The 26,684-nt window shown below is 60.2% G+C and carries 29 protein-coding genes; 14 read left to right on the top strand and 15 right to left on the bottom strand.

Translation table 11 applies throughout. The features are described from left to right. Window positions 1–272: 272 nt before the first annotated feature. From ACIQAL_RS14560 to ACIQAL_RS14545, 4 genes are all read right to left on the bottom strand, one after another. Window positions 273–1,607 carry an MFS transporter gene (locus ACIQAL_RS14560; RefSeq protein WP_401146482.1) on the bottom strand — a complete coding sequence of 445 codons (1,335 nt, stop codon included), beginning with the start codon at window positions 1,605–1,607 and terminating at the stop codon, window positions 273–275. A gap of 88 nt (window positions 1,608–1,695) precedes the next feature. Then, complete coding sequence (locus ACIQAL_RS14555) at window positions 1,696–2,541, bottom strand: NAD(P)-dependent oxidoreductase (RefSeq protein WP_401146480.1); 846 nt, start codon at window positions 2,539–2,541, stop codon at window positions 1,696–1,698. Between the two features lie 11 nt (window positions 2,542–2,552). Further along, the gene (locus ACIQAL_RS14550; protein ID WP_401146478.1) at window positions 2,553–3,554 is read right to left on the bottom strand and encodes a transketolase family protein; all 1,002 of its coding nucleotides are present in this window, start codon (window positions 3,552–3,554) and stop codon (window positions 2,553–2,555) included. Between the two features lies 1 nt (window position 3,555). Further along, window positions 3,556–4,440, bottom strand: a complete 885-nt coding sequence (locus tag ACIQAL_RS14545; protein ID WP_401146476.1) for a transketolase — start codon at window positions 4,438–4,440, stop codon at window positions 3,556–3,558. A 189-nt stretch (window positions 4,441–4,629) separates the two neighbouring features. Between ACIQAL_RS14545 and ACIQAL_RS14540 the strand changes: the two genes are divergently transcribed. From ACIQAL_RS14540 to csgH, 8 genes are all read left to right on the top strand, one after another. Continuing rightward, complete coding sequence (locus tag ACIQAL_RS14540) at window positions 4,630–5,514, top strand: LysR substrate-binding domain-containing protein (protein ID WP_401146475.1); 885 nt, start codon at window positions 4,630–4,632, stop codon at window positions 5,512–5,514. A gap of 259 nt (window positions 5,515–5,773) precedes the next feature. Beyond that, window positions 5,774–6,463 carry a GNAT family N-acetyltransferase gene (locus ACIQAL_RS14535; RefSeq protein WP_401146473.1) on the top strand — a complete coding sequence of 230 codons (690 nt, stop codon included), beginning with the start codon at window positions 5,774–5,776 and terminating at the stop codon, window positions 6,461–6,463. A gap of 603 nt (window positions 6,464–7,066) precedes the next feature. Further along, window positions 7,067–7,510 (top strand): CsgE family curli-type amyloid fiber assembly protein, encoded by a 444-nt coding sequence (locus ACIQAL_RS14530; RefSeq protein WP_166595406.1) that lies wholly within the window; start codon window positions 7,067–7,069, stop codon window positions 7,508–7,510. A 12-nt stretch (window positions 7,511–7,522) separates the two neighbouring features. After that, a complete protein-coding gene (locus tag ACIQAL_RS14525; RefSeq protein WP_166595405.1) occupies window positions 7,523–7,945 on the top strand; it encodes a curli assembly protein CsgF in 423 nt (140 codons plus the stop codon). Between the two features lie 145 nt (window positions 7,946–8,090). Beyond that, window positions 8,091–9,368 carry a hypothetical protein gene (locus tag ACIQAL_RS14520; RefSeq protein WP_401146468.1) on the top strand — a complete coding sequence of 426 codons (1,278 nt, stop codon included), beginning with the start codon at window positions 8,091–8,093 and terminating at the stop codon, window positions 9,366–9,368. Window positions 9,369–9,417: 49 nt separating this feature from the next. Further along, window positions 9,418–10,317 (top strand): CsgG/HfaB family protein, encoded by a 900-nt coding sequence (locus ACIQAL_RS14515; protein ID WP_166595403.1) that lies wholly within the window; start codon window positions 9,418–9,420, stop codon window positions 10,315–10,317. Then, window positions 10,301–10,813, top strand: a complete 513-nt coding sequence (locus ACIQAL_RS14510; RefSeq protein WP_401146465.1) for a curlin-associated protein — start codon at window positions 10,301–10,303, stop codon at window positions 10,811–10,813. The genes ACIQAL_RS14515 and ACIQAL_RS14510 overlap by 17 nt, the downstream gene beginning before the upstream one ends. A 5-nt stretch (window positions 10,814–10,818) precedes the next feature. Beyond that, the gene (gene csgH, locus ACIQAL_RS14505) at window positions 10,819–11,124 is read left to right on the top strand and encodes a curli-like amyloid fiber formation chaperone CsgH (protein WP_341964198.1); all 306 of its coding nucleotides are present in this window, start codon (window positions 10,819–10,821) and stop codon (window positions 11,122–11,124) included. Window positions 11,125–11,127: 3 nt separating this feature from the next. On the opposite strand, the gene ACIQAL_RS14500 is transcribed toward csgH, so the two are convergent. Further along, window positions 11,128–11,955, bottom strand: coding sequence for a helix-turn-helix transcriptional regulator (locus ACIQAL_RS14500; RefSeq protein ID WP_401146462.1), 828 nt, complete (start codon window positions 11,953–11,955; stop codon window positions 11,128–11,130). Window positions 11,956–12,053: 98 nt separating this feature from the next. Here ACIQAL_RS14500 and ACIQAL_RS14495 point away from each other — a divergent pair, with 98 nt between their 5' ends. Further along, on the top strand, window positions 12,054–12,941 hold the full coding sequence (locus ACIQAL_RS14495) for an SDR family oxidoreductase (RefSeq protein ID WP_401146459.1): 888 nt from the start codon (window positions 12,054–12,056) through the stop codon (window positions 12,939–12,941). Between the two features lie 129 nt (window positions 12,942–13,070). Here the strand turns inward: ACIQAL_RS14495 and ACIQAL_RS14490 are convergent, their stop codons facing one another. Next, window positions 13,071–14,219: a lysozyme inhibitor LprI family protein gene (locus tag ACIQAL_RS14490; protein WP_401146456.1), complete on the bottom strand. Its 1,149-nt coding sequence runs from the start codon at window positions 14,217–14,219 to the stop codon at window positions 13,071–13,073. Between the two features lie 231 nt (window positions 14,220–14,450). On the opposite strand from ACIQAL_RS14490, the gene ACIQAL_RS14485 reads away from it, so the two are divergent. After that, window positions 14,451–15,338, top strand: coding sequence for an alpha/beta fold hydrolase (locus ACIQAL_RS14485; protein WP_401146453.1), 888 nt, complete (start codon window positions 14,451–14,453; stop codon window positions 15,336–15,338). A gap of 13 nt (window positions 15,339–15,351) precedes the next feature. On the opposite strand, the gene ACIQAL_RS14480 is transcribed toward ACIQAL_RS14485, so the two are convergent. The 8 genes from ACIQAL_RS14480 to ACIQAL_RS14445 form a co-directional block, all read right to left on the bottom strand. Then, on the bottom strand, window positions 15,352–16,005 hold the full coding sequence (locus ACIQAL_RS14480) for an ankyrin repeat domain-containing protein (protein WP_401146450.1): 654 nt from the start codon (window positions 16,003–16,005) through the stop codon (window positions 15,352–15,354). 61 nt (window positions 16,006–16,066) lie between these two features. After that, the gene (locus tag ACIQAL_RS14475; protein ID WP_401146447.1) at window positions 16,067–17,602 is read right to left on the bottom strand and encodes a catalase; all 1,536 of its coding nucleotides are present in this window, start codon (window positions 17,600–17,602) and stop codon (window positions 16,067–16,069) included. A 343-nt stretch (window positions 17,603–17,945) separates the two neighbouring features. Then, window positions 17,946–18,251 carry a putative quinol monooxygenase gene (locus tag ACIQAL_RS14470; RefSeq protein ID WP_401146444.1) on the bottom strand — a complete coding sequence of 102 codons (306 nt, stop codon included), beginning with the start codon at window positions 18,249–18,251 and terminating at the stop codon, window positions 17,946–17,948. Window positions 18,252–18,267: 16 nt separating this feature from the next. Beyond that, window positions 18,268–18,972 carry an SDR family oxidoreductase gene (locus tag ACIQAL_RS14465; protein WP_401146441.1) on the bottom strand — a complete coding sequence of 235 codons (705 nt, stop codon included), beginning with the start codon at window positions 18,970–18,972 and terminating at the stop codon, window positions 18,268–18,270. An 83-nt stretch (window positions 18,973–19,055) separates the two neighbouring features. Then, window positions 19,056–19,481 (bottom strand): MarR family winged helix-turn-helix transcriptional regulator, encoded by a 426-nt coding sequence (locus ACIQAL_RS14460; RefSeq protein WP_401146438.1) that lies wholly within the window; start codon window positions 19,479–19,481, stop codon window positions 19,056–19,058. Window positions 19,482–19,512: 31 nt separating this feature from the next. Beyond that, window positions 19,513–19,752, bottom strand: a complete 240-nt coding sequence (locus ACIQAL_RS14455) for a hypothetical protein (protein ID WP_401146435.1) — start codon at window positions 19,750–19,752, stop codon at window positions 19,513–19,515. 31 nt (window positions 19,753–19,783) lie between these two features. Continuing rightward, window positions 19,784–20,551 (bottom strand): SDR family NAD(P)-dependent oxidoreductase, encoded by a 768-nt coding sequence (locus ACIQAL_RS14450; protein ID WP_166595386.1) that lies wholly within the window; start codon window positions 20,549–20,551, stop codon window positions 19,784–19,786. 37 nt (window positions 20,552–20,588) lie between these two features. Next, window positions 20,589–21,701 carry an NADH:flavin oxidoreductase/NADH oxidase gene (locus ACIQAL_RS14445; protein WP_401146432.1) on the bottom strand — a complete coding sequence of 371 codons (1,113 nt, stop codon included), beginning with the start codon at window positions 21,699–21,701 and terminating at the stop codon, window positions 20,589–20,591. 275 nt (window positions 21,702–21,976) lie between these two features. Between ACIQAL_RS14445 and ACIQAL_RS14440 the strand changes: the two genes are divergently transcribed. Next, entirely contained in the window at window positions 21,977–22,870 is an 894-nt protein-coding gene (locus ACIQAL_RS14440) for an NAD(P)H-binding protein (protein WP_401146429.1), read from the top strand. Between the two features lie 15 nt (window positions 22,871–22,885). Then, a complete protein-coding gene (locus ACIQAL_RS14435; protein WP_401146426.1) occupies window positions 22,886–23,203 on the top strand; it encodes an EthD family reductase in 318 nt (105 codons plus the stop codon). 4 nt (window positions 23,204–23,207) lie between these two features. Here ACIQAL_RS14435 and ACIQAL_RS14430 read toward each other — a convergent pair whose 3' ends face one another. Continuing rightward, window positions 23,208–24,116 (bottom strand): LysR substrate-binding domain-containing protein, encoded by a 909-nt coding sequence (locus ACIQAL_RS14430; protein ID WP_401146423.1) that lies wholly within the window; start codon window positions 24,114–24,116, stop codon window positions 23,208–23,210. 262 nt (window positions 24,117–24,378) lie between these two features. On the opposite strand from ACIQAL_RS14430, the gene ACIQAL_RS14425 reads away from it, so the two are divergent. Together ACIQAL_RS14425 and ACIQAL_RS14420 are read left to right on the top strand one after the other, a co-directional pair. Beyond that, complete coding sequence (locus ACIQAL_RS14425) at window positions 24,379–25,491, top strand: Gfo/Idh/MocA family protein (RefSeq protein WP_401146420.1); 1,113 nt, start codon at window positions 24,379–24,381, stop codon at window positions 25,489–25,491. Window positions 25,492–25,534: 43 nt separating this feature from the next. Next, window positions 25,535–26,650, top strand: a complete 1,116-nt coding sequence (locus tag ACIQAL_RS14420) for an alkene reductase (protein WP_401146417.1) — start codon at window positions 25,535–25,537, stop codon at window positions 26,648–26,650. The last annotated feature ends 34 nt before the right edge of the window (window positions 26,651–26,684 follow it).

The following is a 26,684-nucleotide window of genomic DNA, read 5'->3' as shown; positions in this document are numbered from 1 at the left end:
TTGTCTGGACTCTCTCTGAACTGCGCCCGCCGCCGCATTTGGAGTTGCCTGAAATCCTGTGGGAGACGCCGGAGGCACGACGGCAGCGACGGCGGTGGGTCAGGCGAATGGTTTGTCATCGATCCCCCGCCTTCGCGGCCGTCGTAACCTCCGGCTGCTCCCACAGTAATAAGCGGCGCACGTCTGATTGGCGGTGGGGCAACGCGCTTGCCCCTCCCTTGAAAACGAAAAGGCCGGACCCTCCCCGGTCCGGCCTTTTTTCACGCTTTCATTTACCGCGCCACCTGCCCCGCTACCGCTCCACTTCGCTCGACCACCGGCAGATCCTTCGCCACCGCCGGTGCCGTCTCACGCATTTTCACCGCGCACGCCGTCGAGACCACGCCCAGCAAACTGAACAGAATCGCAGGCCCCATCCACCCCACTTGCGAATAAAGCGCCGTGGCAATGAACGGCAGCGTACCGGCCACCAGCGACGCGCAGTTGTAGCCTAGCGAGATACCGGACGACCGCACGTTGGCCGGAAACTGCTCGGTGAACCAGCTCGCCTCGACCGCGAAGATCGGGTCGTGGCTGAGGATCAACGCCATGGCCACCGCGACAATGATCAGCGGCACGATCCCGGTGTTGATCATCATGAACATCGGGATGCCGAACACGATGGTGAACAGCGAGCCGATCAGGAACACCGGTTTACGCCCGATCCGGTCGCTCAACGCGCCGTAGAACAGATGACTGCCCAGGCCGATGGCCGAGCCGATCATCGTGCCCCACAGCACGTTCTGCTTGGTGGCGATGCCGGAGAGGACCACGTACGACAACATGAAGCTGGTCGCGAGGTAATAACCGCCGGTCTCCGCCAGGCGCAGACCGGCAATTTGCAGCACTTTGCGCCAGTCCTCGCGAATCACTTGCAGCGCGGGCTGTTTGACCAGAGTATTTTCAGCCTTGGCCTTTTCGAACTCTGGCGACTCACTGACGCTCAGACGAATCCACATGCCGACGGCCACCATCACGACCGACGCCAGGAACGGCGCGCGCCACACCCAGTCGCCTTCGAACAGCACCGCCGATAGCAGGAACGCGCCGTTGGCCATCAACAGCCCCAGCGGGATGCCGATCTGCGGCACCGCGCCGAAGAAACCGCGACGATGGGCCGGGGCATGTTCACAGGCCATCAGCACTGCGCCGCCCCACTCCGCACCGAACCCGATGCCCTGAATCATCCGCAACAGAATCAGCAAGATCGGAGCGATGACCCCGGCCTGCGCATAGGTCGGTAACGCACCGATCAACACCGTGGCGCCGCCCATGGCCAGCAACGACCAGAGCAACACGGTCTTGCGGCCCAGCCGGTCACCGAAGTGCCCTGCCAGGTAGCCGCCCAGCGGGCGCATGAAGAAACCCACGGCCATGGTGGCGAACGCCGCGAGAATGCCGACGATGGGCTCGGTGGTGTGGAAGAACACTTGGCCAAACCAGCCGGCCGCCGCCGTGCCATAAATGAAGAAGTCATAACTTTCCACGGCCGAACCGACCATCGAAGCGAAGGAGACTTTTCCTGCTTTGCTGTCTGTCTGGCTTGACGCCGTTGTGGATCTGCTCATGGCAAACTCCGAACTTTTATTGTTGTTGTAGCGGGCAGATCACGAACCTGCCCTGAGTGTTGAAACGTCGTTACATCTGTATCGGGCGTCAGTCCCAGGTCTCGATGACCCGGCTGTCGTCGCGCCTGCCCAGTCCGGCTTCGGAAGCCTGGCTGAAACGGGCGTGGGCAATGTCGAGCAACGGCACGACAGCGCCACAGCTCTGGGCTTCCGAGGCCACAAGGCCGCTGTCCTTGACGAAGATGTCGACCATGCTCGTCACGCGGGTGTCAGTGCCTTCGAGCATGCGTGGGCCTCGGTCGGACAACATCCACGAGCCGCCTGCGCCCTTTTGCACCAGGTCCAGCACCCGCGCCGGGTCCAGGCCCAGCGAACGCGAAAGACTGAGCGCTTCGGCGGCGGCCACAAGGTGCACCGAACACAGGTGCTGGTTGACGACCTTGATCGCCTGCCCATCGCCGACATCCGTGCCCGCGTCGCGCACTTCACCCATGCTCCGCAGCACCGGTTCGACGCGCTCGACAGCGGCCTGAGGCCCCGACGCAAAAATCAGCAGGCTGCCGGTTTCGGCCCGCGCCACGCCACCGGTGACCGGCGCGTCCACCACCTGCACGCCTTTCTCCAGCAAGCGCACGGATTGCTCACGCACCGCGGCAGGGCCGACGGTGCTCATCACCACCCAATGCTGACCGGGTTTGAGTTCAGTGCACTGGCTGACCAACGCATCCAGCTGCGCGGGGGTGGCGACCATCACCACCACCACGTCGGAATCGATTGCCACGCGCCAGTCAGCGCTGGACTCGATGCCATGGGTCAACGCCAAGGCGCGGTTCGCTTCGCTTAATTCGACGCCGACGACGCCATGCCCTGCCTTTTGAATCTGTCGGGCCATGGGCAGGCCGATGGCGCCCAGACCAATGAATGCAACGTTCATCTGCGCGCTCCTCATGCCAGCCACTGGCGAATGTTGGCCGCCATGACCTGAGTGGAAATCCCGTAGCGGTCGTGCAACGTCGGCAACGCACCGGCGTCGAGGTAGGCGTCCGGCAAAGCGATCTGCTGGAACGCCGGGCTGACCCGCGCTTTCAACAGGGCCAGCGCCACGGCTTCCCCCAGACCGCCGACGGTGCTGTGGTTTTCCGCGACGATCACCAGACGCCCGCTGCGGCGGCACTGCTCGATGATGGTGGCTTCGTCCAGTGGCTTGATGGTTGGCACGTGCAACACCGCCACATCAGCGCTGCCGTCGCCCAGCAGCTCGGCGACTTCCAGGGCGCGCATGGTCATGATGCCGCTGGAAATGATCAGCACGTCCTTGCCGTCGCGCAGCAACTTGGCCTTGCCTAACTCAAATTTATAGTCGTACTGGTCAAGCACCATTGGCACCTTGCCGCGCAACAGACGCATGTAGACCGGGCCGTTGTATTCGGCGATGGCGGCCACGGCCTGCGCGGTGTCCAGTGCGTCGCACGGGTCGATGACGGTCAGGCCAGGCACGGCGCGCATCAGCGCCAGATCGTCGGTGGCCTGGTGGCTCGGGCCGTAACCGGTGGTCAGGCCTGGCAGGGCTGCGCAGATCTTGACGTTGAGGTTTTCCTCGGCGATCACCTGATGAATGAAGTCATAGGCGCGCCGGGTGGCGAACACCGCGTAGGTGGTGGCGAACGGGATCATGCCCTCTTTCGCCATGCCGCCTGCTGCGGCCATCAGCAGCTGTTCGGCCATGCCCATTTGCAGGTGCCGCTCGGGGAACTCACGACCGAAGATGTGCAAGTCGGTGTATTTCGACAGATCGGCGGTCATGCCGACAATGCGGGAATCGTTCTGCGCGGCAGCGACCAATGCGTGACCGAACGGTGCGGCTTCGGTGCGCTGCCCTTCGCTGGCAATCGAGGCGATCATGGCCGAGGTGGTCAGGCGCGGTTTGTTTGCGGTTGGCGTATCCATTTCAGCGTTTCTCCGATTCCAGATGGGACTGGTAGCTGGCATCCAGAACCTTGATCGCGGCCTGCCATTCATCAGGCTCGACGCGAATGAAGTGGTTCTTTTCGCGCACTTCAAGGAAGTCCACGCCTTTGCCCATCAGGGTGTCGAACAGGATCACGCGGGGTTTCGCCTCTTTCAGCGCCATGGCTTCATCAAAGGCAGCGATGACCGCAGCCAAGTCATTGCCATCGATACGTTGCACGTGCCAGCCGAACGCCTGCCATTTGTCGACCAGGGGTTCGAAATCGAGGATCTCGTGGGAGTTGCCGTCGGCCTGCTGTTTATTGAGGTCGACCAGCGCGATCAGGTTGCCAAGCTTGTGGTGAGCGGCCGACATGGCAGCTTCCCAGGTCGAGCCTTCGTCCAGTTCGCCGTCGGACATCGAGTTGAAGACCCACGCCGGGTTGCCTTTCATGCGCAGGCCCAGCGCCATGCCGACGCCAATCGGCAAGCCCTGGCCCAGCGAACCACCGGAAATTTCCATGCCCGGCGTGTAGCTCGCCATGCCGGACATCGGCAGACGGCTGTCGTCGGAACCGTAGGTTTCCAGCTCGCTTTCGGGAATGATTTGCGCCTCGATCAACGCGGCGTAGAGGGCGATTGCGTAGTGCCCGTGGGACAGCAGGAAGCGGTCGCGGCCTTCCCAGAGCGGATCGTCGGGTTTGACGTTCATGGCATGGCAGTAAGCGGTGGCGAGAACATCGGCCCAGCCCAGCGCTTGCCCGACATAACCCTGCCCCTGGACTTCGCCCATGCGCAGGGCGAAACGACGGATGCGCCACGCATGGTGCGCGACGCGCTGCAGCGGCGACGAGGCCACGGCGGCGCCTTGAGGAATTGTTGTCATTATGGGTGCCTGCTTATTTTTATCGGTTCACGATTCAGAGTAGGAAGCAGGCTAACGACTGATGTTTCGAATTCATCAAAGGGCCTGCGTCCGACTTGCAATCAAGCTAACATCGAGAAATAAGCCCCTACAAAAGACATTTTTACAGCAATGAATGAACAGAATTCACTAATACAACAGCTACGCAGAGTGCCGCTGTCTTCCCTGCGGGTCTTTGAATCGGCGGGACGCACCGGCTCGTTCATTCAGGCCGCTCATGAACTGGGGATTTCACCCAGCGCGGTCAGTCATTCCATCCGCAAGCTGGAAGAATCCATCGACATTCAGCTGTTCGAGCGCACCACCCGCGAGATCAACCTGACGCTCAAGGGTCGATTGCTGATGGAACATGTGCAGCGAGGGCTCGATGAAATGCAGCGCGGTTTCATGCTGGCCAAGACCGAGGAACCGCCGCCGCTGCGCCTGCACACGGCCCCCAGCTTCGGCATGCAATGGTTGATGCCACGACTGTCGCGCTTCGTGCAGGCATACCCGTCCATCGACCTGCGGTTCTCCGCCAGCACCGATTACGCGCAATTCGAAAACGATGATTTCGACCTGGACATCGTCTACGGCGAACCGCGCTCCAACCTCATCGAAAAAATCCCGCTGGCCGTGGAGCACCTGACGCCGCTGTGCAGCCCTGAACTGGCGGACAGCATCCGCACGCCCCAGGACTTGTACGAACACCGACTTATTCAGTGCGATGTGCAAATGCTGCAATGGAAAGGCTGGTTCGAGGCCAACCACCTCATGTCACCGCACCATTACGCCCTGCGCTTCGACCGGAGCATCATGGCCATCGCGGCCGCCACCAGCGGCATGGGCGTGGTGCTGGAATCGACCCTGCTGGCCCAGACCGAACTGGAAAAAGGCACCCTGGTCGCCCCGCTCCGCGCCGTGACCCACGACATTCAATACATCGGGCATTACCTCGTGTACCCGAAACGGCGGACGCGGCATGAAGCGGCGGAGGTGTTCAAAAAGTGGTTGTTGGATGAGTTGGGGTTGCGGCCTGTTGTGTCGGGACCGTGAGGTCGATGCCCCGCCAAGCCGGGCTGCACAGACGAATGATGTCGGTCACCGGGTCCCGCCGTGGCACGAAACCTGTGAGAGCGAATTCATTCGCGAAAGAGAGGTCAGGCGACGGAGATGCTGTGGATGTACCCACCCTTCGCGAATGAATTCGCTCCCACAGGATTGCTCTTATCATTTCATGGTGTGAAACTGCCCGAATCCGCTGATAACAGACAAACAGTGGCCCACACCCATCCGACCTGACGACTCGTTCCTCATGCACAACGCCTACGCCACGCTCGACAACCCCACCTGGCATGCATTGAACACCCTCCAGAGCCATCTCGGTGAACGGGGCGCGTTGAGTGGCCGTTATCTGCCGGACGTCGCGCCCTTCGCCTCAGTCATCGAACCCTCGCCCGAAGCGTTCGACGCCCTGCATGACCTGATCCCCCACGACGGCCAGGTGGCGATCCAGACCCTCGCGCCGCTGCCCGCCTTGCGCAATCTCGTCGCGAGCGAGATTGGCACCCTCGTGCAAATGGTCGCGCCCGGTGCGCCGCTGGCCTCCGACGACACCGACCTGCAACCGCTGGGGACGGCAGATATCCCGGACATGCTGCAACTCACCGCCAGGGCCCGCCCTGGGCCGTTCGGTCCGCGCACGATCGAAATGGGCCGCTATCTGGGCGTCCGCGACAATGGCCGGTTGATCGCCATGGCCGGGGAGCGCATGCGCCTCGACGGATTCACGGAAATCAGCGCCGTGTGCGTGGACGAAGCGTATCGCGGGCGGCAACTGGCGGGACGAATGATGAACGCTCTTCGTCGCGACATTCTTTCCCGTGGCGCGATCCCGTTTCTGCATGTCCTGAGCAGCAACGTTTCGGCCATCGCCTTATATGAACGGCTGGGCTTCGAAACACGGCAGGGGTTTTTCCTGTCAGGCCTGCGACGCGCGATATAAACCCGGGAGAAACGGGCGCTCACTGAACGTTAAAGCGCCCGACGGCTGGCGACAGGCTATTCCCGCCCGACGTTGCGTGATCATGCACTTGCTGACCAAGCCGTTCACCATGGATGACCTCGCCGCACGCATCAAAAGCATTCGGGCGGCCTGAAACAGATGCCGACTCCGTGCCGTTTGTCGGCAAAAAATGCCCTGCCCCCGCTCGCTCCGCACGCCTCAGGCCCCCTCGGGGCTGCTGACAGTTATAACTTTCGTTATACCGCCACCGCCGTAAAAGTCTCAAAAACGAGACAGAAAACAACGCTCTTAAATAACCGCGCTTAAACGGGTTACTCCTCCGAACGATACTTTTTCAGGCGCGCTGTCTGAAACGGCCTTTCCGTGTGACTTTGCAGGACAGCCTCCGCGAAACACGCGGACCCGCACGAAAAACCGACGCCAACTTAGCGACGCGATTAGTCTTTTTTAAACCGTACTAGTTAGTCACTCTAATTTTTGGCGCCAATTTATAAATGACATTATTTTTAGTTTCGTGGTGGCGCTTTCCCATTATTTGTATTTACACTGTGACCACTCCAACAAACTTTGTATGTGCCTGCCATGAAACACACCACTTTAAGGATAATGATGGTGCTTCCCCTGTGCCTTGCCGCGACGGCATTTGCCGAAGAAAGCGTCAACACAACACCCGCTTTATCTTCTCAGCGCTCTCTCAATCGCGCTGAAGTGGGCGGACTGGTGGTCGGGCAGACAGTGACTCAGAACGGGCATGCGTTTTACGACAGTTTTGCCTCGGCCTGGGCCGAAAAAGATGAAGAAGGTCGTTTTACGGTTTCAGTCACGGAGCGCCCCACCGCACGTCTAGGCAGTCAGATTTTCATCAACTACGGCAATCGCCGGATGCTTCAGGTGGCGCTCCCACCGAACCGCAGCCAGATTGCCGGATTGGGTGCAGACGTGGCGGCTCAAGTGTTCCAGGCCATTCTTGACTACCAATTGGCGCAGTTCTTCGGGGACCCTGACATGGGTCGCGATGAGATCTAAAAGGAGTTAATCATGAACCGCTTGTCTCTTGCTTTCATCAGTCTGCTCTCGCTGTCCGGCCCCTGCGCCAGCGTCCTTGCCAGTGAACTGGTGTACGTCCCGGTCAACCCATCCTTCGGCGGCAACCCGCTCAACGGCCCCGTGCTGTTGAACCAGGCGAACGCGCAAAACAAGTTCACCGAGAAGTCGTCTTCCTCGGGATCGACGCAAAGCACGCTGAATCAGTTCAACAGTATGTTGCAAAGCGCGATTCTGAGCCGCGTGTCTTCCGCGGTCACGTCGAGCATTGTCGGCACCGACGGCAAGTTGACGCCAGGAACCGTTGAAACAACAGACTTCACGATTTCCATCGTCAACTTGTCGCCGGGCTTATTGCAAATAACCACCACCGATAAAACCACCGGTCAAAGTACGTCGTTCCAGATCAACCAATAAGTAACGGTCGCTGTACCGCTTCAGCACTAACGATTTCGCTGTAACGCTCCTGTAAGACGTGTTGTGCCTTGTGCAATAACTCGCGGGCGTCGCTCGCCTGCCATAAACCCAGAAACAACTAAAACATTGAATAAAGGAATTAATCATGCAAGCACGTAAATCCCTTATCGCCCTCGCAGTACTGGCTTCTGTCTCAGGCGCAGCTTTGGCTGGCAACGGTACCGTCAACAGCTACCAGGACGGCAACTTCAACGGCGCCAACATCGAACAGAGCGGTGCGACCAACTCCACCACTACCCTTAACCAGACTGGCAACCGTAACGTGGCCGGTACCGAAGGCAGCAAGGTGCTTCAGGCGTCCCGTGACAGCAACCTGACCATCCTGCAGAGCAATGCCTACAACACGGCCTACGCTACCCAGCGTGGCGGTGTCCAGAACAACGCAGCCATCGAGCAGGTTGGCAAAACCAACTTCAACTCGGACAACAAGCAGACCGCCACCTTGACCCAAGACGGCAGCTACAACACCGGTTACATCTCCCAGAAAAACAACCTGGGCCAACAAAACAGCGCCACCTTGAACCAGGACGGTTCCGGTCATACGGCCGAGCTCCGTCAGGAAGGCAATAACAAGGCAGTCGCCACCGTCAAGCAGTACAACAATGACAACCGCGCCTACGTCACTCAGAAAAACAACACGGATGCCACCGGCACCGTCACTCAGCGCGGCAACAACAACACGTCGAACCTGACCCAGACTGGCAGCTACAAAGTCACCGCCACCATCAGTCAGGATGGCGGCTACAACCAGGCCACCACCACCCAAGAGAATGGTACCCGCGACTCGACGGCTGACCTGACCCAGAACGGCAATGGCCATACCGGTTCGATTCTGCAGAACGACACCTGGACCACCCATGCCACGCTGACCCAGAACGGCAACAACAGCACTGGCACTATCTACCAGAACGTCGCTGATGGTTCCTCCGCGACACTGTCTCAGACTGGCAGCAACAACACCGGCGCGCTGACTCAGAAAAACTCGTTCGACGGCAGCATCCAAGCGACCCAAAACGGTTCGTACAACCGCGTCGTAGCCAATCAAACCTACGGTTACGATCTGTCCGCGAAAATCACCCAGACCGGTGACGGCAACGCCACCACCAGCAACCAGACCGGTAGCAAAAACCGCCTGGTCGCCACGCAGGACGGCTACGAGAACAGCATCCTCAGCAACCAGGCTGGCGTCAACAACCTGGCTGAGCTGACTCAGCAAGCCGGCGGCCACAACTCCATCGACCTCAACCAGACTGCTTCGGCGATCAACAACACTGCCCGCGTCACTCAGTCCGGCAGCTACCTGACCGCCAACGTCACCCAGACCGGCGGCCTGAACAACAACGTTGTGATCAATCAGCACTAATCCAGGTCGTACCCGCCGGTTCGCCGGCGGGTTTTTTCGGAGTTTTATCATGCGCGCCCGCACGATTTCATTGATGATTTTCGCCGCTGTAGTCCTGAGTGGTTGTGCCACTTCGCGCCCGGCGGGCACCATTTCTCCGGCGACCATTTCGCCGCCCACCCAATCCACCCGCGACCTCGCCAACCTGCCGCTTCCAGCAGGTCAGATTCCAGTGGCGGTGTACGGCATGCGTGACCAGACCGGCCAGTACAAGCCTTCGCCGGACAGTTCTTTCTCCACGTCAGTGACTCAGGGCGCCGCGTCGCTTCTGGTCGGGGCGTTACGCGATTCGCGCTGGTTCAAACCGGTGGAACGCGAAAACCTGCAAGACCTTCTGACCGAACGCAAGATCGTTCGCGCGCTGGAGCAGCCATCGGACCGGGCACAGACTCAACTGCCTCCGCTGCGTCCGGCCAACATGATCATCGAAGGCGCCATCGTCGCCTACGAAAGCAACGTGCGCACCGGCGGTTTCGGCGTGCGTTACCTGGGCATCGGCCCGTCGGACATTTACCGCCAGGATCAGGTGACCATCAACCTGCGGGCAGTGGACATCCGCACCGGCGACGTGATCCAGAGCATCACCACCACCAAGACCGTGTTTTCTATCCAGCTGGATTTCGGCGTCTTCAAGTTCGTGTCGCTGCGTCACCTGCTGGAAGTGGAAACCGGCCTTTCACGCAACGAACCGGTTCAGCAGTGCGTGCGTGAAGCCATCGAAGCGGGCCTGATTCACCTGATTGCCCAAGGTGCCCGCGACGGCAGCTGGTCCTTGAAAAACCCGGACGACCTGAAAAAGCCCCTGCTTGCGGGCTACCTGAAGGCGTATGACGAGCAGACGATGAATACGCCAATTACCTCTGCGGAGCAGACCAAGCTCTTGGGAGATTCAAGTGCGCAACCACAATAAATATGCGCTGCTGACCTTCGCTGCCTTACTGTCTCTTGGCAGTACGCTGTGTTCGGCCGCCGACCTGGTGTCGGAGGCCCGCTACTCCGGCCTTGGTGTGTCGGGCAGCCGGGTTGACCTGAGCCAGATCGGCTCCTACAACCGCGCCACGGTCGATCAAAGTGGCCAACGCCAGCGTCTGGTGGAAATCCAGACGGGCCAGGCCAACGCGGCGACCATTAACCAGAGCGGCGCCTACAATGCCGCGTATGCCCAGCAGAACGGTTACAACAACGTTATGACCCTGGAGCAGAGCGGGCGCTACAACCAGGCGGCCATCGCGCAAGTGGGCACCGGCAACCAGGCCAACGTCGTGCAAAGCGGCGCCTATAATCAGGCGTACGTCGGGCAGTATGGCCAGAACAACCAGGCCAACGTCACCCAAAGCGGGTTTGGTGGCGTGGTCAGTGTCCAGCAGTTCGGCAGCAACATGAACGCTACAGTCACGCAGAAGTGAGCCCCATGATCGACTTATCGCAATTGGTCGTCGCCATCGATACCCACCGTGAAGGGGCGGCTGTGCTGATTCGTCCGCACATCGAAAACCCGACACCTTTGACCCTGCGTTACCGCATGGCGATCAGCCAACGCAGCGCCGCGGGCACCTCCAGCATCAGCCAGCAGGGCGATATCCAGACCGGCGCCAGCACCTCTCTCGTGCGCCTGAGCATTCCACCGGAAGCCGCCTGCAACATTCACCTGGAACTCTTCCAGGACGGCGTATTGGTCAAATCCGTCGACAAGCGCTGCGACGAAACCACGAGCTGACGCTCAATCATTCCCCTCCAGTAATACGCGGATCTTGTCGGTGTCCTCAGCAGTGGCAGGGTTGTAAATAACCATGCCGAGGTCCGGCCTGCCATCCACGGCAAATCCCGAATACTCCAGCGCGATCAAGCCCATCATCGGATGATGCAGCCGCTTGCTGCCTTCACCGTGTACCCGCACATCGTTGTCCCGCCAGAACCGCGCAAAGTCAGCGCTCAACACGCACAGTTCCTCTGCCAGTTTGCTGACCTCCGACGCCGCCCCCGCTCGAATCGCATCCGCGCGAAACGCCGCCACCACGAACCTCGCCATGCTCTCCCAATCCTCCTGCCGTTCGCGCACGCCCTGCCGACAGAACATCAGGCGCAGAATGTTACGCTCCTCCACCGGCAGCAGGCTGTAATCGGTGAATACAACAGCTGCCGCACGATTCCAGGCCAGTACATCCCAAGTGGCCGTCTTGATGATCGCGGGGCTGAATTCAAGGGTGTCCAACAGGCGCTGCAAGCGCGGCGTCACGCCTTCAGGGGCGCGGTAAATCACTTCTGGCGGGTGGCCGAACGCGAGCATGAACAAGTGTTCGCGCTCGGGTTCGGTCATCAACAGGCTTTGGGCGATGCGGTTCAACACCTCGGTGGACGGCGCGCCACCCCTGCCCTGTTCCAGCCAGGTGTACCAGGTGGCGCTGATATTGGCGCGCTGCGCGACTTCCTCGCGACGCAATCCCGGCGTGCGCCTGCGCGCATTGGAAAAGCCGAAGCTCGCCGGGTCGAGCCGCCCCCGGCAATCCTTCAAATACGCACCCAGCAATTGAACCGACTGATCTGACATAGCGAGCCTGTTAGTGTGTATACCCTGATAACGTCACGTCTTTAACTGGATACAGACTACGCGCAGGCTGGTGTTTTCAGCAAAGCGAGAGTGACCCCATGCGCGTATTTCTCACCGGCTCCACAGGTTTCATCGGCACCCAGGTCACGCGGGAATTGCTCGACGCAGGCCATGACGTGCTGGGTCTGACCCGCTCCGATCACGGCGAACGTGCGTTGCGTGCCGTGGGCGCTGTCGCTCACCGAGGCGACATCGAAGACCTCGACAGCCTGCGCAAAGGCGCCGAACAATGCGACGCGGTGATCCACACCGCCTTCGATCACGATTTCACTCACTTCGTCGAAAATTGCCAGAAGGATGGCCGCGTCATCACGGCGTTGGGCACAGCGCTAGAGGGGTCGACGCGGCCGCTGATCATCACCTCCGGCACTGCCATGGGCTGCCCTGCCCCCGGCCAGCCTGCAGACGAAGACCATTTCGACCCGGCCCATCCCCATCCACGCACCGCCTCGGAACTGGCCGGCCACGCACTGAGCGAGCGGGGTATCAATGTGGTGGTCATGCGCTTGTCGCAAATCCACAACCCGGTGAAACAGGGCCTGGTCACCTACCTCATCGACTTGGCGCGGCAGAAAGGCGTGTCGGCCTACGTCGGCGAAGGGCTCGAATGCTGGTCCGCCGCACACCTTGCCGACACAGCCCACCTCTACCGCCTGGCCCTGGAAAAACACGCGCCCGGCGCCCGCTACAACGCCACCGCCGAACAGACGATTGCCTTCCGCGACATCGCGCAGGTGATCGGCGAAGGGCTGGGCGTGCCGACCGTTTCCCTGAGCCCTGAACAGGCGGCAGCGCATTTCGGCTGGATGGCCGGCTTCGCGGGGCAGGACATGTCGGCGTCGAACACTAAGACACGGGAACGGCTGGGGTGGAACCCGAAGGGGCCGGGGTTGTTGGAGGATGTGCGGGTGTGTCTCAGTCGGTGATCCACATTCGGGGCGCCGCATCACCTGTAGCCGTGGGCGTGCTCGCGATGGCGTCAGGTCAGGTACTCAGACACCTGACGCGGGTTCAGCCTCGCGAGCTCCCGTACGCCTCCATGCCTCGACGACGCGTCAGCCTTGAGCGACGTCGGCACCGCCCTCGATCCCGAGGCATTCCGACAGCGAGCTGAATTCGCCGTATCGGCACAGCCAATGCGTCAGGAACGTGTACCCCACGGTCAAGCCCGCGAGTGCAGCCCGCGCCTCGCGGTGCGCACGACGGTTGCGGGCAGCGGCCTGAGCACGGGTTTCGTCCTTGTACTTTGTGGACAACATTGAAAACAGCAAGAACACCACGCAGAGGTAAAACAAGACCACCAGGATCACTTTCGCGACCAGCGACACCATCGCCTTCCAGAGCGAGTCATTGGCCTGAATGGACGTCCAGGCGCTGAACGCCACGGTGGCAACGACAGCGGCCCCGAGAACCGCGTAAGGAATGCCGGCAGGAACCTCAAGCCAGGTCAACAGCAAGAAAACCAGAAAACCCGCGAAGGGAAGCACATTAGCAACGACAGCATCGGTGTAATCGAGGTACACCGTCAGCGTCTCCCGTCTGTGCAAAACCATGGCTGAACCCGTGACAGCGCCCAGAATAAGCAATGCGTACTTCCAGGCGGGTCCTTCCCAGAATCGTGTCCATAGGCTTGGACCGGACGCGCCCTGGACCGTCGACGGCTGAGCGACCACGCGAGGCGCCGCTTGAGTCTGCGTTTGAGCGGGCCGCTGCACGGAAGGAACAGGCACGATCGCGGGCGGTGCTTTCACGACTGGCGGTGCGATGGCGACAGGCGCAGCCGGCACATTTGTTGGGGCCTGTGTCTGCGCGGCCTGTTGCTGTCGAAGTCGCTCCGCCTCGACCGCTTCACGCTGCGCCTGTTGTTGATTCCACTCGGCAATGGACGCCTGCTCCTTTTCACGCTGCACGTATTGCTGAAGCACTTTGATGCGGTCGGATAACGTCGTGTCGAGACACTTCTGCACCGTGCACTGATTGCGAACGATCAGCCACTCACGTTGCGACGCCTGAAGGGCTGCCGGATCAGAGGCCGCTGCCATGGCCTTGCGATATTCACCCGCCAGGATGCTGTCCACACCTGAAAGATAGCCGTCCCGGCAAATCTCTTTTTCAGCGAAATTGGAGGCTTTGCTGCAGTCGAAACTGACTGCGAACACGGGGGCTGAAAGGCTCAAGAGCAGCAGCAATAGAAACCGATGCATGGGATCGTCCTTGATAGGGGAAAAGAGGGATAAATGACCAGGCTTCAGGGTGTAACGGCAGCCGACGGAATATATTGAATTCATGGGTTTGTCGTAGGGGGGCGTCATCCTGCACGCACCGCCGCCAAGATTCGTTAAACCGATGACATCGGGTTTGGGTCTGAAGCGCATGATCCTGCCTCAGCGTCTGGCGGGATTCCGACGCGGGCACATTAGATTTGGGAGAGACACATGAAACAGATCACAGCAGGCGTGCTCAACGTCGCCTATCTCGAAAGCGGCCCTGCCGACGGGCCAGTCGTGGTGCTGCTGCACGGATTTCCTTACGACGTTCGCGCCTATGACGAGGTCGCGAAACGGCTGACGGGCGCGGGTTGTCGCTGCATCGTGCCGTACTTGCGGGGCTATGGCCCTACCCGATTTCTCGACGCGGCCACCTTGCGCTCTGGTGAACAGGCCGCCCTTGGCGCCGATCTGCTGGCCTTGCTTGACGCGCTGAACATCGAACGCGCGGTGCTGGCGGGCTATGACTGGGGTGGCCGCGCGGCGTGTGTCGTCGCAGCGTTGTGGCCCGAGCGCGTGATCGGCTTGGTAAGCGGTGATCCGGGCTACAACATTCAGGACATTGCCGCCGCCAACACGCCCTCTTCACCCCGGACCGAGCATCGTCTCTGGTATCAGTATTACCTCCATGGCGAGCGTGGATATACCGGGCTAAAGGCCAATGGCAAAGCGTTCTGTCGCCTGCTGTGGGAACAGTGGTCGCCCAGTTGGACATTCAGCGATGGGACCTATGAGGCGAGCGCGAATTCGTTTTCCAACCCGGACTTTGTCGACGTCGTGACCCACTCCTACCGTCATCGATTCGGCCTGGTGGAGGGCGACCCGCGTTACGCCGAGATCGAACGCCAACTGGCGCAACGGCCCCCGATTTCGGTGCCGAGCGAGATTCTGAGCGGGGCGGATGATGGCGTGTCGTCGAAGCGTGATGACGTGGCGGCCGTGAAAGGCTTCAGCGGAAAAGTACGCAGGCAAATGCTGGCGGGCGTGGGTCATAATGTGCCGCAGGAAGCGCCTGCTGTATTCGCCGACGCTGTGTTGGAGGTGTTGGGTGCCTAGCGCCTGACCCCGCTCATTCCGTCGCCCCACTGCGACGCAACGCAGCGGCGGCGATCTCATTGCCCTGCCCCATCACGATACTCAGCGCGGTTTCGCCCCGTGCATCCTGATGGTTCAGATCGGCACCCTGTGCGATTAACACCGGCACGAACTCCAGACGCCCGAACAGCGCGGCAAAGGCCAGCGCGGTTTGGCCGGTGTTGTTGGTCTGATCGATGGCGCAATGATCAACCAGCAATTTCGCCATGGCCATTTCCCCCTTGAACAACGCGCCCATCAGCGCGGTGTTGCCGTTGTGGTCGGGGATACAAGGGTCGGCGGCGGCGCCGAGCAACAACCTGACCTCGTCGGTCTGTCCGTGGTAGGTCGCCAACACCAGCGCGGTGTAACCCTCGCCACTCTGGCTGTTCACCGGAAAACCGGCGTCGATCAGTGCCTGGCTGATGTCGGTTCGCCCCGCACGGGCCGCGTCGAACCATTGCTGATCATAAATATGCGGATTCACCTGGACGGGGCGTTCCTCGCTGACCAGGTGCTCGGGGGTGGAGGGCAGCCAGAAATCGGGCACAAGCAGGTGGCTGACGCGCAGTCCCACCCACGAAAGACCCGCCAACAGCACCAGTGCAGCAACAACGAAGCCGATTCGGCGACGGGAATAGGTGTGCATGGATCATCTCCTCAAGACCATCGCGTCAGTGCCCGACGCGATGGCCGTTCTCAACGCCGACTCAGTCTTGCAGGCGAGTTGCGAGTGACTTGACGCGCTCGACGTCGGCGTGGGTCGCCTTCGCCAACTGCCCGCCGTAACCGGCGTCCGCCTTATAGAAGTAGGAGAGCATCGTGTACTTGTTGGCCTCGTTGGTGACGTGGTTCAGGTCCGCGCTCAAGGCTTCGATCAGGAAGCCTTTGTCCTTCTCGGACAGGCCCCGGTAGTACTCGCCGGCCTGGAAGAAGTTTCGCGGTTTCTGGGTCATGCGCTGCTGAGTGACCCCACTGACCGGCGTCGCTGCGTCTTTGTATTTAGGGTCCTGGCTGAGCTCCTTGATGCCCGACGGTTCGTAGTTGATCTCGCCCTGACGACCACTCGCGTTCAAGGCACCGTCCTGATTGTTATTGCTAACAGGTGTTTTCGGCGCGTTGATGGGAAGTTGCTGATAGTTGGCGCCGAGCCGGTACATTTGGGTATCCGCATACGCGAACAGTCGCCCCTGAAGCATGCGGTCTTCGGACGCTTCAATTCCCGGGACCAAACGTGACGGTGCAAAGGCCGACTCTTCGGTGGACTCGAAATAATTGTCCGGAATTTTATTCAGCGTCAGCGTGCCGACTTTTCGCTCCGGCACGCCGGTCCAGACTTTGGTGTCGTCGAGGGCATCGAAATCAAACTTGCCCAACTCCCCTGGTGTCAGCACTTGGACATAGAGATCCCATTTGGGAAAGTCACCTTTTTTGATGGCGCCATACAAATCATTGGTCATCAAGTTCCAGTCATTCGCAATGGAACCACCGATTTGTTTGGGTTCAAAACCATGAACGCCCTGCTGGCTCTTCCAGGCAAACTTCACATAATGGGTCACGCCATCAGCATTGATGAATTTGAACGCATGGACCGCCGAGCCGTCCATGTGACGATAGGAATCCGGCATGCCCTCGACGGTATAGAGGTGAGTCAACATATTGGTGGCTTCTGGCGTGTGCGCGAAGAAGTCAAACGCCAGGTTGGGATCTTGTACGCCGGTGACCGCGCTGGGTTTGTTGGCATGAACGAAGTCGGGAAATTTGATGGCATCGCGGATAAAAAAGATCGGCCAGTTAATGCCGACCATGTCCCAATTACCTTGTGAGGTGTAGAACTTCACGGCAAAACCGCGGGGATCACGGGCTTGTTCGGGCGATCCCCGATACCCCATCACCGTGGAAAACCTGACGAATACGGGCGTTTTATTGCCCGGTTGAAAAACTTGCGCCACGGTCAGGTCATGCAGATCAGCAGTCGGCTCGAAGTCTCCAAATGCACCCGTGCCCCTCGCATGAACGACGCGTTCGGGAATGCGCTCGCGATCAAACCGCTGCAGTTTTTCAATCAAGTGGGAGTCTTGAAGTAATACGGGACCGGCATCGCCTGCCGTTTGAGAGTTTTGATTGTCGCCAACAGGGGCACCACTGTCTCGCGTGAGTTGATCTGCATGAACGCCAGACGAAGCGGCAATGGCAACAGTGAGCACGGAGGCGCTCCAGAGAGAACGATTATGGCTCATGGACATTATTTCCTCATTTATTATTAATAGCCTCCGAATACTGGTGAGTGCGGGAGTTGTCAGCCATTGGCTTTTAATCATCAGCCCCATATGAAAAAACAATGGAACGGAAATCGGACCTTTAAAGTGGTCAATTTCGAAAGCCCCACTGAAACAAAAACATTTTATGTTCTACCGGTTCATCAATAGCATTTGAACAAACGCAGTCGCCCGAGAAGTTCGCCCATCGCCCTTGATAAGGTGATCAACGAATCTCGGGCAACGCGAGGTTTTGTTGCACGCTGCAATCAGGCAGGCCACTGATGCTCCGGCAACAAGCCCGTCCCGACCACACGCTCAGCCAATACCGTCAGCCTGCGGGTGCCAGAGTCAATCGCTGCATGTCCGGTGCAGTCACCAGTTTGCCGTCCAGCAGCGCCATGAAGGCCTGGGTATAGGACTGCGCCATGTGTTCGGCATGAGCCGCTTCCGAGGCAAAGTATTCAAAGAAACACAGATGCGTGGGGTCCTGCGCATAAGCAGTCTGATGAAACGCCACACAGCCCGGTTCTTTGAGCGTGTGTGCCAATGTCACGGCAGCGGTTTCCAGTACCTCGGTCAGGTATTCAGGCTTGACCGTTGCGTTCACCAGCAGAATGTACGGGACGTCGCTCATACCTTTTTCCTCATGGTCACTGCGGGTTGAAGTACACCGCGTCAGGCAGTGACAGGCTGGACTTGATGAGTCGAGTGCCTTCGTCGACGAGCACTTCGAGCGCCCCGCCATTCACGCCCTCGAACACCACTTCAGCCACAACGCGGGGGTCGGTTTTCGGCACGTCAAAGCCTCTGACAAGGTCGGTGTCGACAAAGCCCACGTGCACCGCAACGACCTGAGTCTTCTGGCCAGTGAGTTCGAGGCGCAGGGCGTTGGTCACGCTCCAGGCGGCTGACTTGGACGCCGCGTAAGCAGCCAGCATCGGCCGACTCAACCACGTCACGTCCGACAACACGTTGACGATTGCACCGCCGCCATTGCGCGCGAGAATCGGGGCAAAGGCCTGGGCCGTGCGCACGATGCCGAAGGTATTGGTGTCCATCATGCGCCGAGTCAGCTCAATCATGTTGGGCGCCAGGGCACTGTCCTGAATCTCGCCAATCCCCGCGTTGTTCACCAGTACCGTGGTGTCCTGACACTGATCGGCGGCCGCTAGCACCGACGCTTCGTCGGTCACATCGACCTTGACCGGAATGATGCCCGGTACGTCGAACCCTTCTGTGTTGCGCACACCCGCATAAACCTTCGAAGCCCCTTGAGCCAACGCTACTTTGGCAAGCGCAAGGCCCAGCCCACGGCTGGCCCCCGTCACAAACACGACTGATCCGGCAATATTCATTGGATGCTCCTGATGGTTCAGAAAAGCGAAGCAGCGGCTTCGCGATGTTAGTGTGTAATTACACAGTAGAGAGTCAAAAAAAATTACAGCTCCGGTACGACCACCAATAACGACGCGCGAACCGACATCGCTTGCTCCTGACCCATTTCTGCTTCCAGTTCGGCTTGTGCGGCGTCCCAATCGGGCAGCGCCTCTTCGAATTTCGCCCTCCCGTCTTCAGAGAGAAACAGCCGCAAGGCCGACCGTGGCCCTTCCGTGCGGCTGAGGACGAATCCTGACGTTTGAAGCGGTTTGAGGGCTCTTACCAACGTCGTGCGTTCCATGACCATGATCTCGGCCAGGTCCGAGATGGAGATTTCCGGGTGTTTGACGAGCATCGCCAACAACGAAAACTGCGAAATCGACAGATCGGTCCTGGCCAGATGTCGGTCATAGAGTCGAGTGAGGTACCTCGCATTGCGCCTGACGGCAAGGCAATGGCAGAGATCGGGGCCGGTAATTTCTTTCATGACGCCCATCATATGTGTATATACACATCAGTCAACCCCTTTGTTTTCCTTGGCTCCAGGGCACTCGGCGCTCAATCTCCGAATAGACCTGATCCAGCGCCACAAAACGCTGATCGGCGTAGTATCGAGTCTTCATCCACTGGCCGTCCTCGGGATCGAAGCGGAACTCTTCGAACCCGTAAGACCCATCGGTGCGCACGAAAATATCGACACACCGATTGCGCTCGTCATTTTCGACGCTGTCCAGCACCGTCCATTCTGCCTTCGCCATCGACTATTTCCTGCTTAAAGATCATCGCCACTCAGGCCGTCTTGCCGCCGTTCACGCGCACGATTTCGCCGGTCATGAATGGCACGGCGCCCGAGGCGACGAACACGATCATGCGGGCGATTTCTTCCGGTGTGCCGATCCGTTTCATGGGCACGCCGTCGATCATGCGTTCTCTTCCCGCCTCGTCACCTGTGATGCGGTCGAACATCTCGGTTTGCACGGGGCCGGGTGCCACAGCATTGACCCGAATACCAAACGGCGCGGCTTCCAGGGCCACCGATTTGGTGATCCCTTCCACCGCGTGCTTGCTACCTGCGTAAAGGGACGCATTGGGCGCGCCCTTGATACCCATGCTCGACGACAGGTTGACGATGCTGCCAAACCCTTGCGCCCGCATCACACGCATCTCGTGCTTCATCGACAGCAGCGTGCCCAGCACATTGGCGGCGAACACCTGTTCGTATTCGGCGGACGTCACCTCCAGGATGGACGCGAACTTCCCGTCCACGCCTGCGTTGTTGACGGCGGTGTCCAGTCGGCCAAACTCGGCGACGGTCACGTCCACGAGGCGTTCGATTTCGTTTTCATAACGGACATCGGCTCGCTGAAAGATCGCCTGCACGCCCTGCGCTTCCAGTTCCGCGAGCAACGCTTGCCCGGCTTCTTCGCGACGCCCCGAGATCACCACCCGGTAGCCCGCCTGCCCGAACGCAATGGCCGTCGCTCGACCAATACCCGCCAGCGCGCCTGTGATCAGCGCCACTGGCCCATCGTTGCTGTTGTTTACAGAGCTGCTCATAGGATTCTCCAGAGTTGATTCGCGGTGTCACGCCCGCTCAACGGGCGCCAAACACGAGGTGCTCGAAAATGTCTGCGTGGCCTTGGGGCAGCGCTCGCCAGTATTGCGGCGGTGCCGTCACCTTGGCGCCCAGCTCGGCGGCCGCCCGCCATGGCCAGCGCGGGTCGTTGAGCATGGCGCGGGCGATGGCCACGAGATCGGCCTGGCCCGAGCGGATAATGTCATCGGCCGGACGCGGTTCGGTGATCAGGCCGACAGCGGTGGAAATGAGCCCGGTTTCTTGCTTCACCCGAGCGGCAAACGGCACCTGATAACCGGGGGCTGGCGCGATTTTTTGCAGCGGGGAAATGCCGCCCGACGACGACACCACCCAGTCCGCACCGTGTGCCTTCAGGGCGCGAGAAATGGTCACCGTCGCGTCGATGTCCAGCCCACCTTCCACCCAATCGGAGGCCGACAGTTTCACACCCAGTGGACGCTCGTCCGGCCAGGCGTCGCGCACGGCGTCGAAGACTTCCAGCAGAAAGCGCATGCGGTTTTCCAGCGATCCGCCGTATTCGTCGGTGCGCTGATTAGCGATCGGCGACAAGAACTGGTGAATCAGGTAGCCATGGCCACCATGCAATTCCAGCGCGTCCACGCCCAAGCGGGCCGCGCGCCGGGTGGCGGCGACGAAGGCTTCGCGAAGACGCACGATGTCGGCTTTTGTCAGCTCGACCGGTGCAGCTTCACCCTCTTTATGAGGAATCGCGGACGGTGCGACGGTCTCCCAACCACCCTCGGACACCGGGATGAGCTGCCCGCCGCGCCAAGGCTCATAACTCGACGCCTTGCGCCCGGCGTGAGCGAGTTGCAGGGCAACGGGGGTCCGCGAATTATCCCGGATCGCCTGAATGACCGTGCCGAGCGCCGCTTCAGTGTCATCGCTCCACAGTCCAAGGTCACCGGGAGTGATGCGCCCGTCAGGCTCGACCGCCGTCGACTCGATGGTCAACATGCCCGCGCCGGAAATGGCCAGTTGTGTGAGGTGAGCGACATGCCAGGAATTCGCCAGGCCATCGGCCGCGCAGTATTGGCACATGGGTGACACGACGATGCGGTTGGGCAACGTGAGCCCCCGCAGTTTCAAGGTTGAAAACAGACCATTCATGTGAACCTCATCGATCAGAGTGGATGACCTTCAGCATGTCCGAAGCGTTGTTCGCAATAAACGGCGCGGCGGTCCGGTCACTTCGGCGTTTTTGTCTGTTATTCCCTTGCCGCCCAACCCACGGGCCCATCGATGCATTGTTTAGCCCGAATGAATTCTGTTTACCGCGCCCCTCGATTTATCCCGGTTCATCGGCCCCGTATCGTCGGCCCACCTCTGCGGTGTTCCCCCATGTGGACACGGCAATGTTCTTCTCTCACTACGGGATACTCGATATGAAATTCGTCGTAACAGGCAGTGCTGGCAATGTCTCCAAACCTCTGACCGAACTGCTTCTGGCCGCGGGTCATGACGTGAGTGTGGTCAGCCGCAACGCTGACAACATCGCCGCGTTGGTCAAACAAGGCGCGAATGCCGCGATTGGCGACATGGAAGATGTGGCCTTTCTGAAAGACACGTTGAAGGGTGCAGACGGCGTGTACTTGATGCTGCCGCCGATGTGGAACTCGCAAGACCAGAAGCAACAAAGCATCGAATACGCCCACAACTTCAAGGCCGCCATTGAAGCCACCGGCGTTAAAAACGTGGTGTTCCTGAGCAGCTACGGCGCTGACCGCCAGACGGATGCCGGCCCCATCAGCGGCATGGGCCTGGCCGAAGATGTGCTCAATACACTGGGCTCCGGCGTGAACGTATTGAGCCTGCGCACGGGTTACTTCTACAGCAACCTGTTGTTGTCCATCGACCTGATCAAAAAGGCCGGGCACATGGGCAACATGTTCGCCATCCCGCATGGCCGTTTCACGGTCGTCGACCCTGAAGACATTGCCCGTACCGCCGCAGCGGCGCTGGCCACCCAGAACTTCAAGGGCCACAGCTACCAGTACGTCATCAGCGATATCACCGGCACCGATGAAATTGCTGCACTGATCGGCAAGGAAATCGGCATCCCGGGTCTGAAATGGGAGAAGTTCGAGAAAGAAGACTTCCGCCAAGTGCTGTTGGGCTACGGGTTCGCCAAGGGCGCAGCGAACGACTACGTCGAGATGTTCGACACGTTGGACAAAGGGCTGTTGTTCGAACACTTCTTCGAAACGAAAGCGCCATTTGGTGGCACGTCCATTGAAGCCTTCGCCAAGCGTTTCGCCGCGATTTATAAAAGCCGCTGATGGGGAGGTGACAACGTGATCAAGATCAGCGTGATGTACCCCTCCGGACGCGGGATTCATTTCAATCATCGTTATTACCGCGACGTGCACCTGCCGTTGGTGAAAAGGCGATTGGGGGATCACCTGATCTCCTACAGCATCGACAAGGGGCTGTCGGGGATGGAACCGGACAGCGCGCCCTTATACGTCGGCCTGTGCCATCTGTATTGTGAATCCGTCGAAGCGTTTCAAGCAGGTATTGCGCCCCACGGCGAAGAACTGGAAAACGACATCGCCAACTTCACCAACGCGTCGCCGGTGTACCAGATCAGCGAAGTCGTGGAAGTGGACTGACGTTTCATTCCACCAATAACGGATGGTGTGCAAACAACTCGGCGATCCAATCGACAAACACCCTGACTGTCGGTGAAAGGTGTCTGTTTTGCGGGTAGACGACTGAAATCGGCAAGGGCGGCGGAATGTAAGTGTTCAATACTTCCACCAACTCTCCGGACGCCAAATAAGGCGCCGCCATGAACCGCGGCGCCTGAATGATCCCCAACCCCCTCAAACAGGACTGCATCCAGACGTCGGTGTCGTTCACGGCCAGGTTGCCCTGCAACAGCGTTTCGACGACCTGGTCTCCGACGGTGAAACTGAAGTTCATCCGCTTGCCGTGGCGCCCCCAGAAAAAATTGATCGCGACGTGGGTCTTGAGCTCGTCCAGCGCCGTGGGCATGCCGTGTCGTGCGAGGTAATCCGGACTGGCCACTGTGACCGGTCGATAGAAGCCAATGCGCCGCGCCACCATGTTGGACGTCGGCAGTTCGCCCACACGAATCACGCAATCGACGCTGTCCTGAATCAGGTCCACCGGCTTGTCGCCAAAGCCCGCCATCAGCTCGATGTCGGGGTAGCGCTGGTGGAAGGCATAAAGCTCCGGCAGCACCAACAGTTTGCCCAACGACGTCGGCATGTCGATGCGCAACGTGCCGCGCGGCGTGTCCGCTTTCGCCACCAGCGTGTGTTCCGCCTCTTCGATGTCCGCCAGAATTCGTACGCAACGCTGGTAATACGCCGCCCCGTCAGGCGTCAGCCCAAGGCTGCGGGTGGTGCGCTGCAACAGCCGAATCTTCAAGTGGGCTTCGAGCTGTTGAATGACGATGGTGGCCGACGCCTTGGGGATGTGCAGTGTGTCCGCCGCCCGCGTGAAGCTGTTGGATTCCACCACGCGGGTGAACACTTTCATGGCGAAAAACAGGTCCATCGGCGGGCCTCCAGCGATGTGGTGAGAAAGCCCACAGAGTAGGCAATCGACGTGCCGGGAAAAACCGGCCACGCCTCCGAACACAGTGGACAAAAAGGCTGAAATCCCCCCGCAGGCTGGTGCCCTCGCTACACGGGGTTTGGCTGTGCTCCTTTGTCATTAAAGCTTTTTTGTCCGGAATGTTCGGATATCCGGCCTGTTTTTCCCCTGCCTTGCGCTCCCTAGACTTCGAAGCCTGTCCTGTGAATCTCTGGAGTCTGTCATGCGCCCTACTGCTTCCCCTATCCGCGTCGGCCTGGTCGGTATTGGCACCTGGGCCATGCACGGTCACGTTCGCGTGCTCTCGCTGTTGCCTCAATATGAAATCACTGCCGTTTACAGCCAACGTCTGGAGAGCGCGCAAGTCGCCGCTGCTCATCTGGGCATTCCCCATGTAGCCGAATCCCTGGACGAATTGGTCAATCACCCCGACGTCGATCTGGTGGTGGTCCTGACGATTGCCCCTCAACACGAAGAGGCGGTGCGCGCCGCCATCGCGGCTGGCAAGAACGTCTATTGCGAATGGCCGTTGACCACCAGCACCGCGGTCTCGCAAGAGCTGGCCTGCCTGGCGAAGCAAGCGGGTGTGCGCACCATCGTCGGTTTGCAGCGCCGTCACGCGCCCCACAACCGTTACCTGCAAGACCTGCTGCAACAGGGCTACGTTGGCAAAGTGCGCTCGGTGCGCATCCACGTCAGCATGAATTACTTCCAGGCGCTGCGCCCGAACGCCCTGCGCTGGACCGTACCGGTGGAGAACTTCTCCAGCGTGGTGTCGATTTATGCCGGCCATTTCCTCGACATGCTGTTCACCGCCATGGGCTGGCCGGTGAATGTCAGCGCGCTGGCGGTCAACCAGTTCGACGTTGTCACCATCAAGGAAACCGGTGAGCAATTGAGCGGCACCGCGCCGGACCAACTGGTCCTCGCCGGGCAACTGGAAGACGGCGCCCTGCTCTCGGTTCACATCGAAGGCGGCAAACGCAACGGCTCTGGGGTGCAGATCGAAATCACCGGTCACGAAGGCGACCTGCGCATCACCAACGTTTCGGCGTTCGGCGGCGTGGGCGAGAACTACGTGATCGAAGGCGCCCACGGCGATCACCTGCCGCTGGAGGTGTTGCCGATCCCCGCCAGCTACTTGCGCCTTCCAACGGCCGAAGACCTGCCGTCCTCGGTGCTCGAACTCGCCGAGCTGTACCACGTGTACGCCCAAGACCTTGCCGAGGGCACCCACGCCGCCGCGACGTTCGACGATGCCGTGCGCATGCACAAGCTGCTCGACGGTGTGCTGGCCTCTTCGCAAACCGGCCGCCGCTCCCTGCTCGCCCTTTGAATCCTGATCACTGATTGCCAAGCCCATTTCTGGAGATACAACCATGGCCTCTTCGCCATTGAAGCTGTTATCGGACGCCGTTGTCGGCCTCCATCGCCTCAGCCATCGCGTGGTGCACGCGCCTATGACCCGCCTGCGCGCAGACCGCGACGACAGCCCGAGCCGGATGATGCTGAGCTACTACGAGCAGCGCGCCTCCCAAGGCGGCCTGTTGATCGTCGAATCGACCCACCCCTCGGTGGACAGCCGGGGTTACCTCGGTGCGCCGGGCATTTACACCGACACCCATCGCGACGCCTGGAAACCCATCGTCGAAGCCGTGCACGCCAAGGGCGGCGTGGTGTTCTTGCAACTCGGCCATGACGGCCGCCAGTCCCACAGCGACTTGAGCAACGGCAAGCCGCCGATTGCGCCCTCGGTCGTGCCGTTCGAGACCAACGCCTTCACTCAGGACGGTTGGGTGCCAGCTTCGCCTCACCGCGCTGTCGAAAAAGACGAGTTACCCGCACTGATCGAAAGCTATCGAGAAAGCGCTCGACGTGCACTGGACGCAGGCTTCGATGGCGTCGAGCTGCACAATGCCAACGGCTACCTGCTGGACACCTTTCTGCAGGACGGCACCAACAAGCGCACCGACGAATACGGAGGCTCCCTCGAAAACCGCGTGCGCTTCCCGTTGCAGGTGCTCGACGCGCTGGTGTCGGTCTGGGGTGCGGACCGGGTCGGCGTGCGCGTGTCGCCGAGCGGCCAATGGGGCTCGATTTCTGACAGCAACCCGGAAGCCACTTTCGAGTATTTCGTGCGCCGGCTGAATGCATACGGCCTGGCGTACCTGCACGTCATCGAACCGCGCATCAAGGGCACCGATGAAATCGAGCCTGACCGTCCACCCGTGGCGGCTGCCTTTTTGCGGCCGTTTTTCGACGGTCCGATCATCGCGGCCGGCGGGTTTGATCGCGGGGGTGCCGAAGCCATTCTGCAATCCGGCGCGGCGGATCTTGTGGCTTTCGGTCGTCATTTCAGCGCCAACCCGGACCTGCCCGAACGCCTGCGCCACAACTGGCCACTGACCCCTTACGTGCGGGACGCGTTCTGGGGCGGCACGGCCCAGAACTACAACGACTTTCCCGAATACGCCGCTGAGCAACCCCCGCGCTGACCGCCGCGTCATCAACGCTTCACTGTCAGGAGGA

Origin of the sequence: Pseudomonas sp. NPDC088368 (assembly GCF_044753445.1) — a bacterium.
Taxonomy (GTDB): domain Bacteria; phylum Pseudomonadota; class Gammaproteobacteria; order Pseudomonadales; family Pseudomonadaceae; genus Aquipseudomonas; species Aquipseudomonas bambusae.
This window is presented reverse-complemented; position numbering and strand designations above follow the sequence as displayed.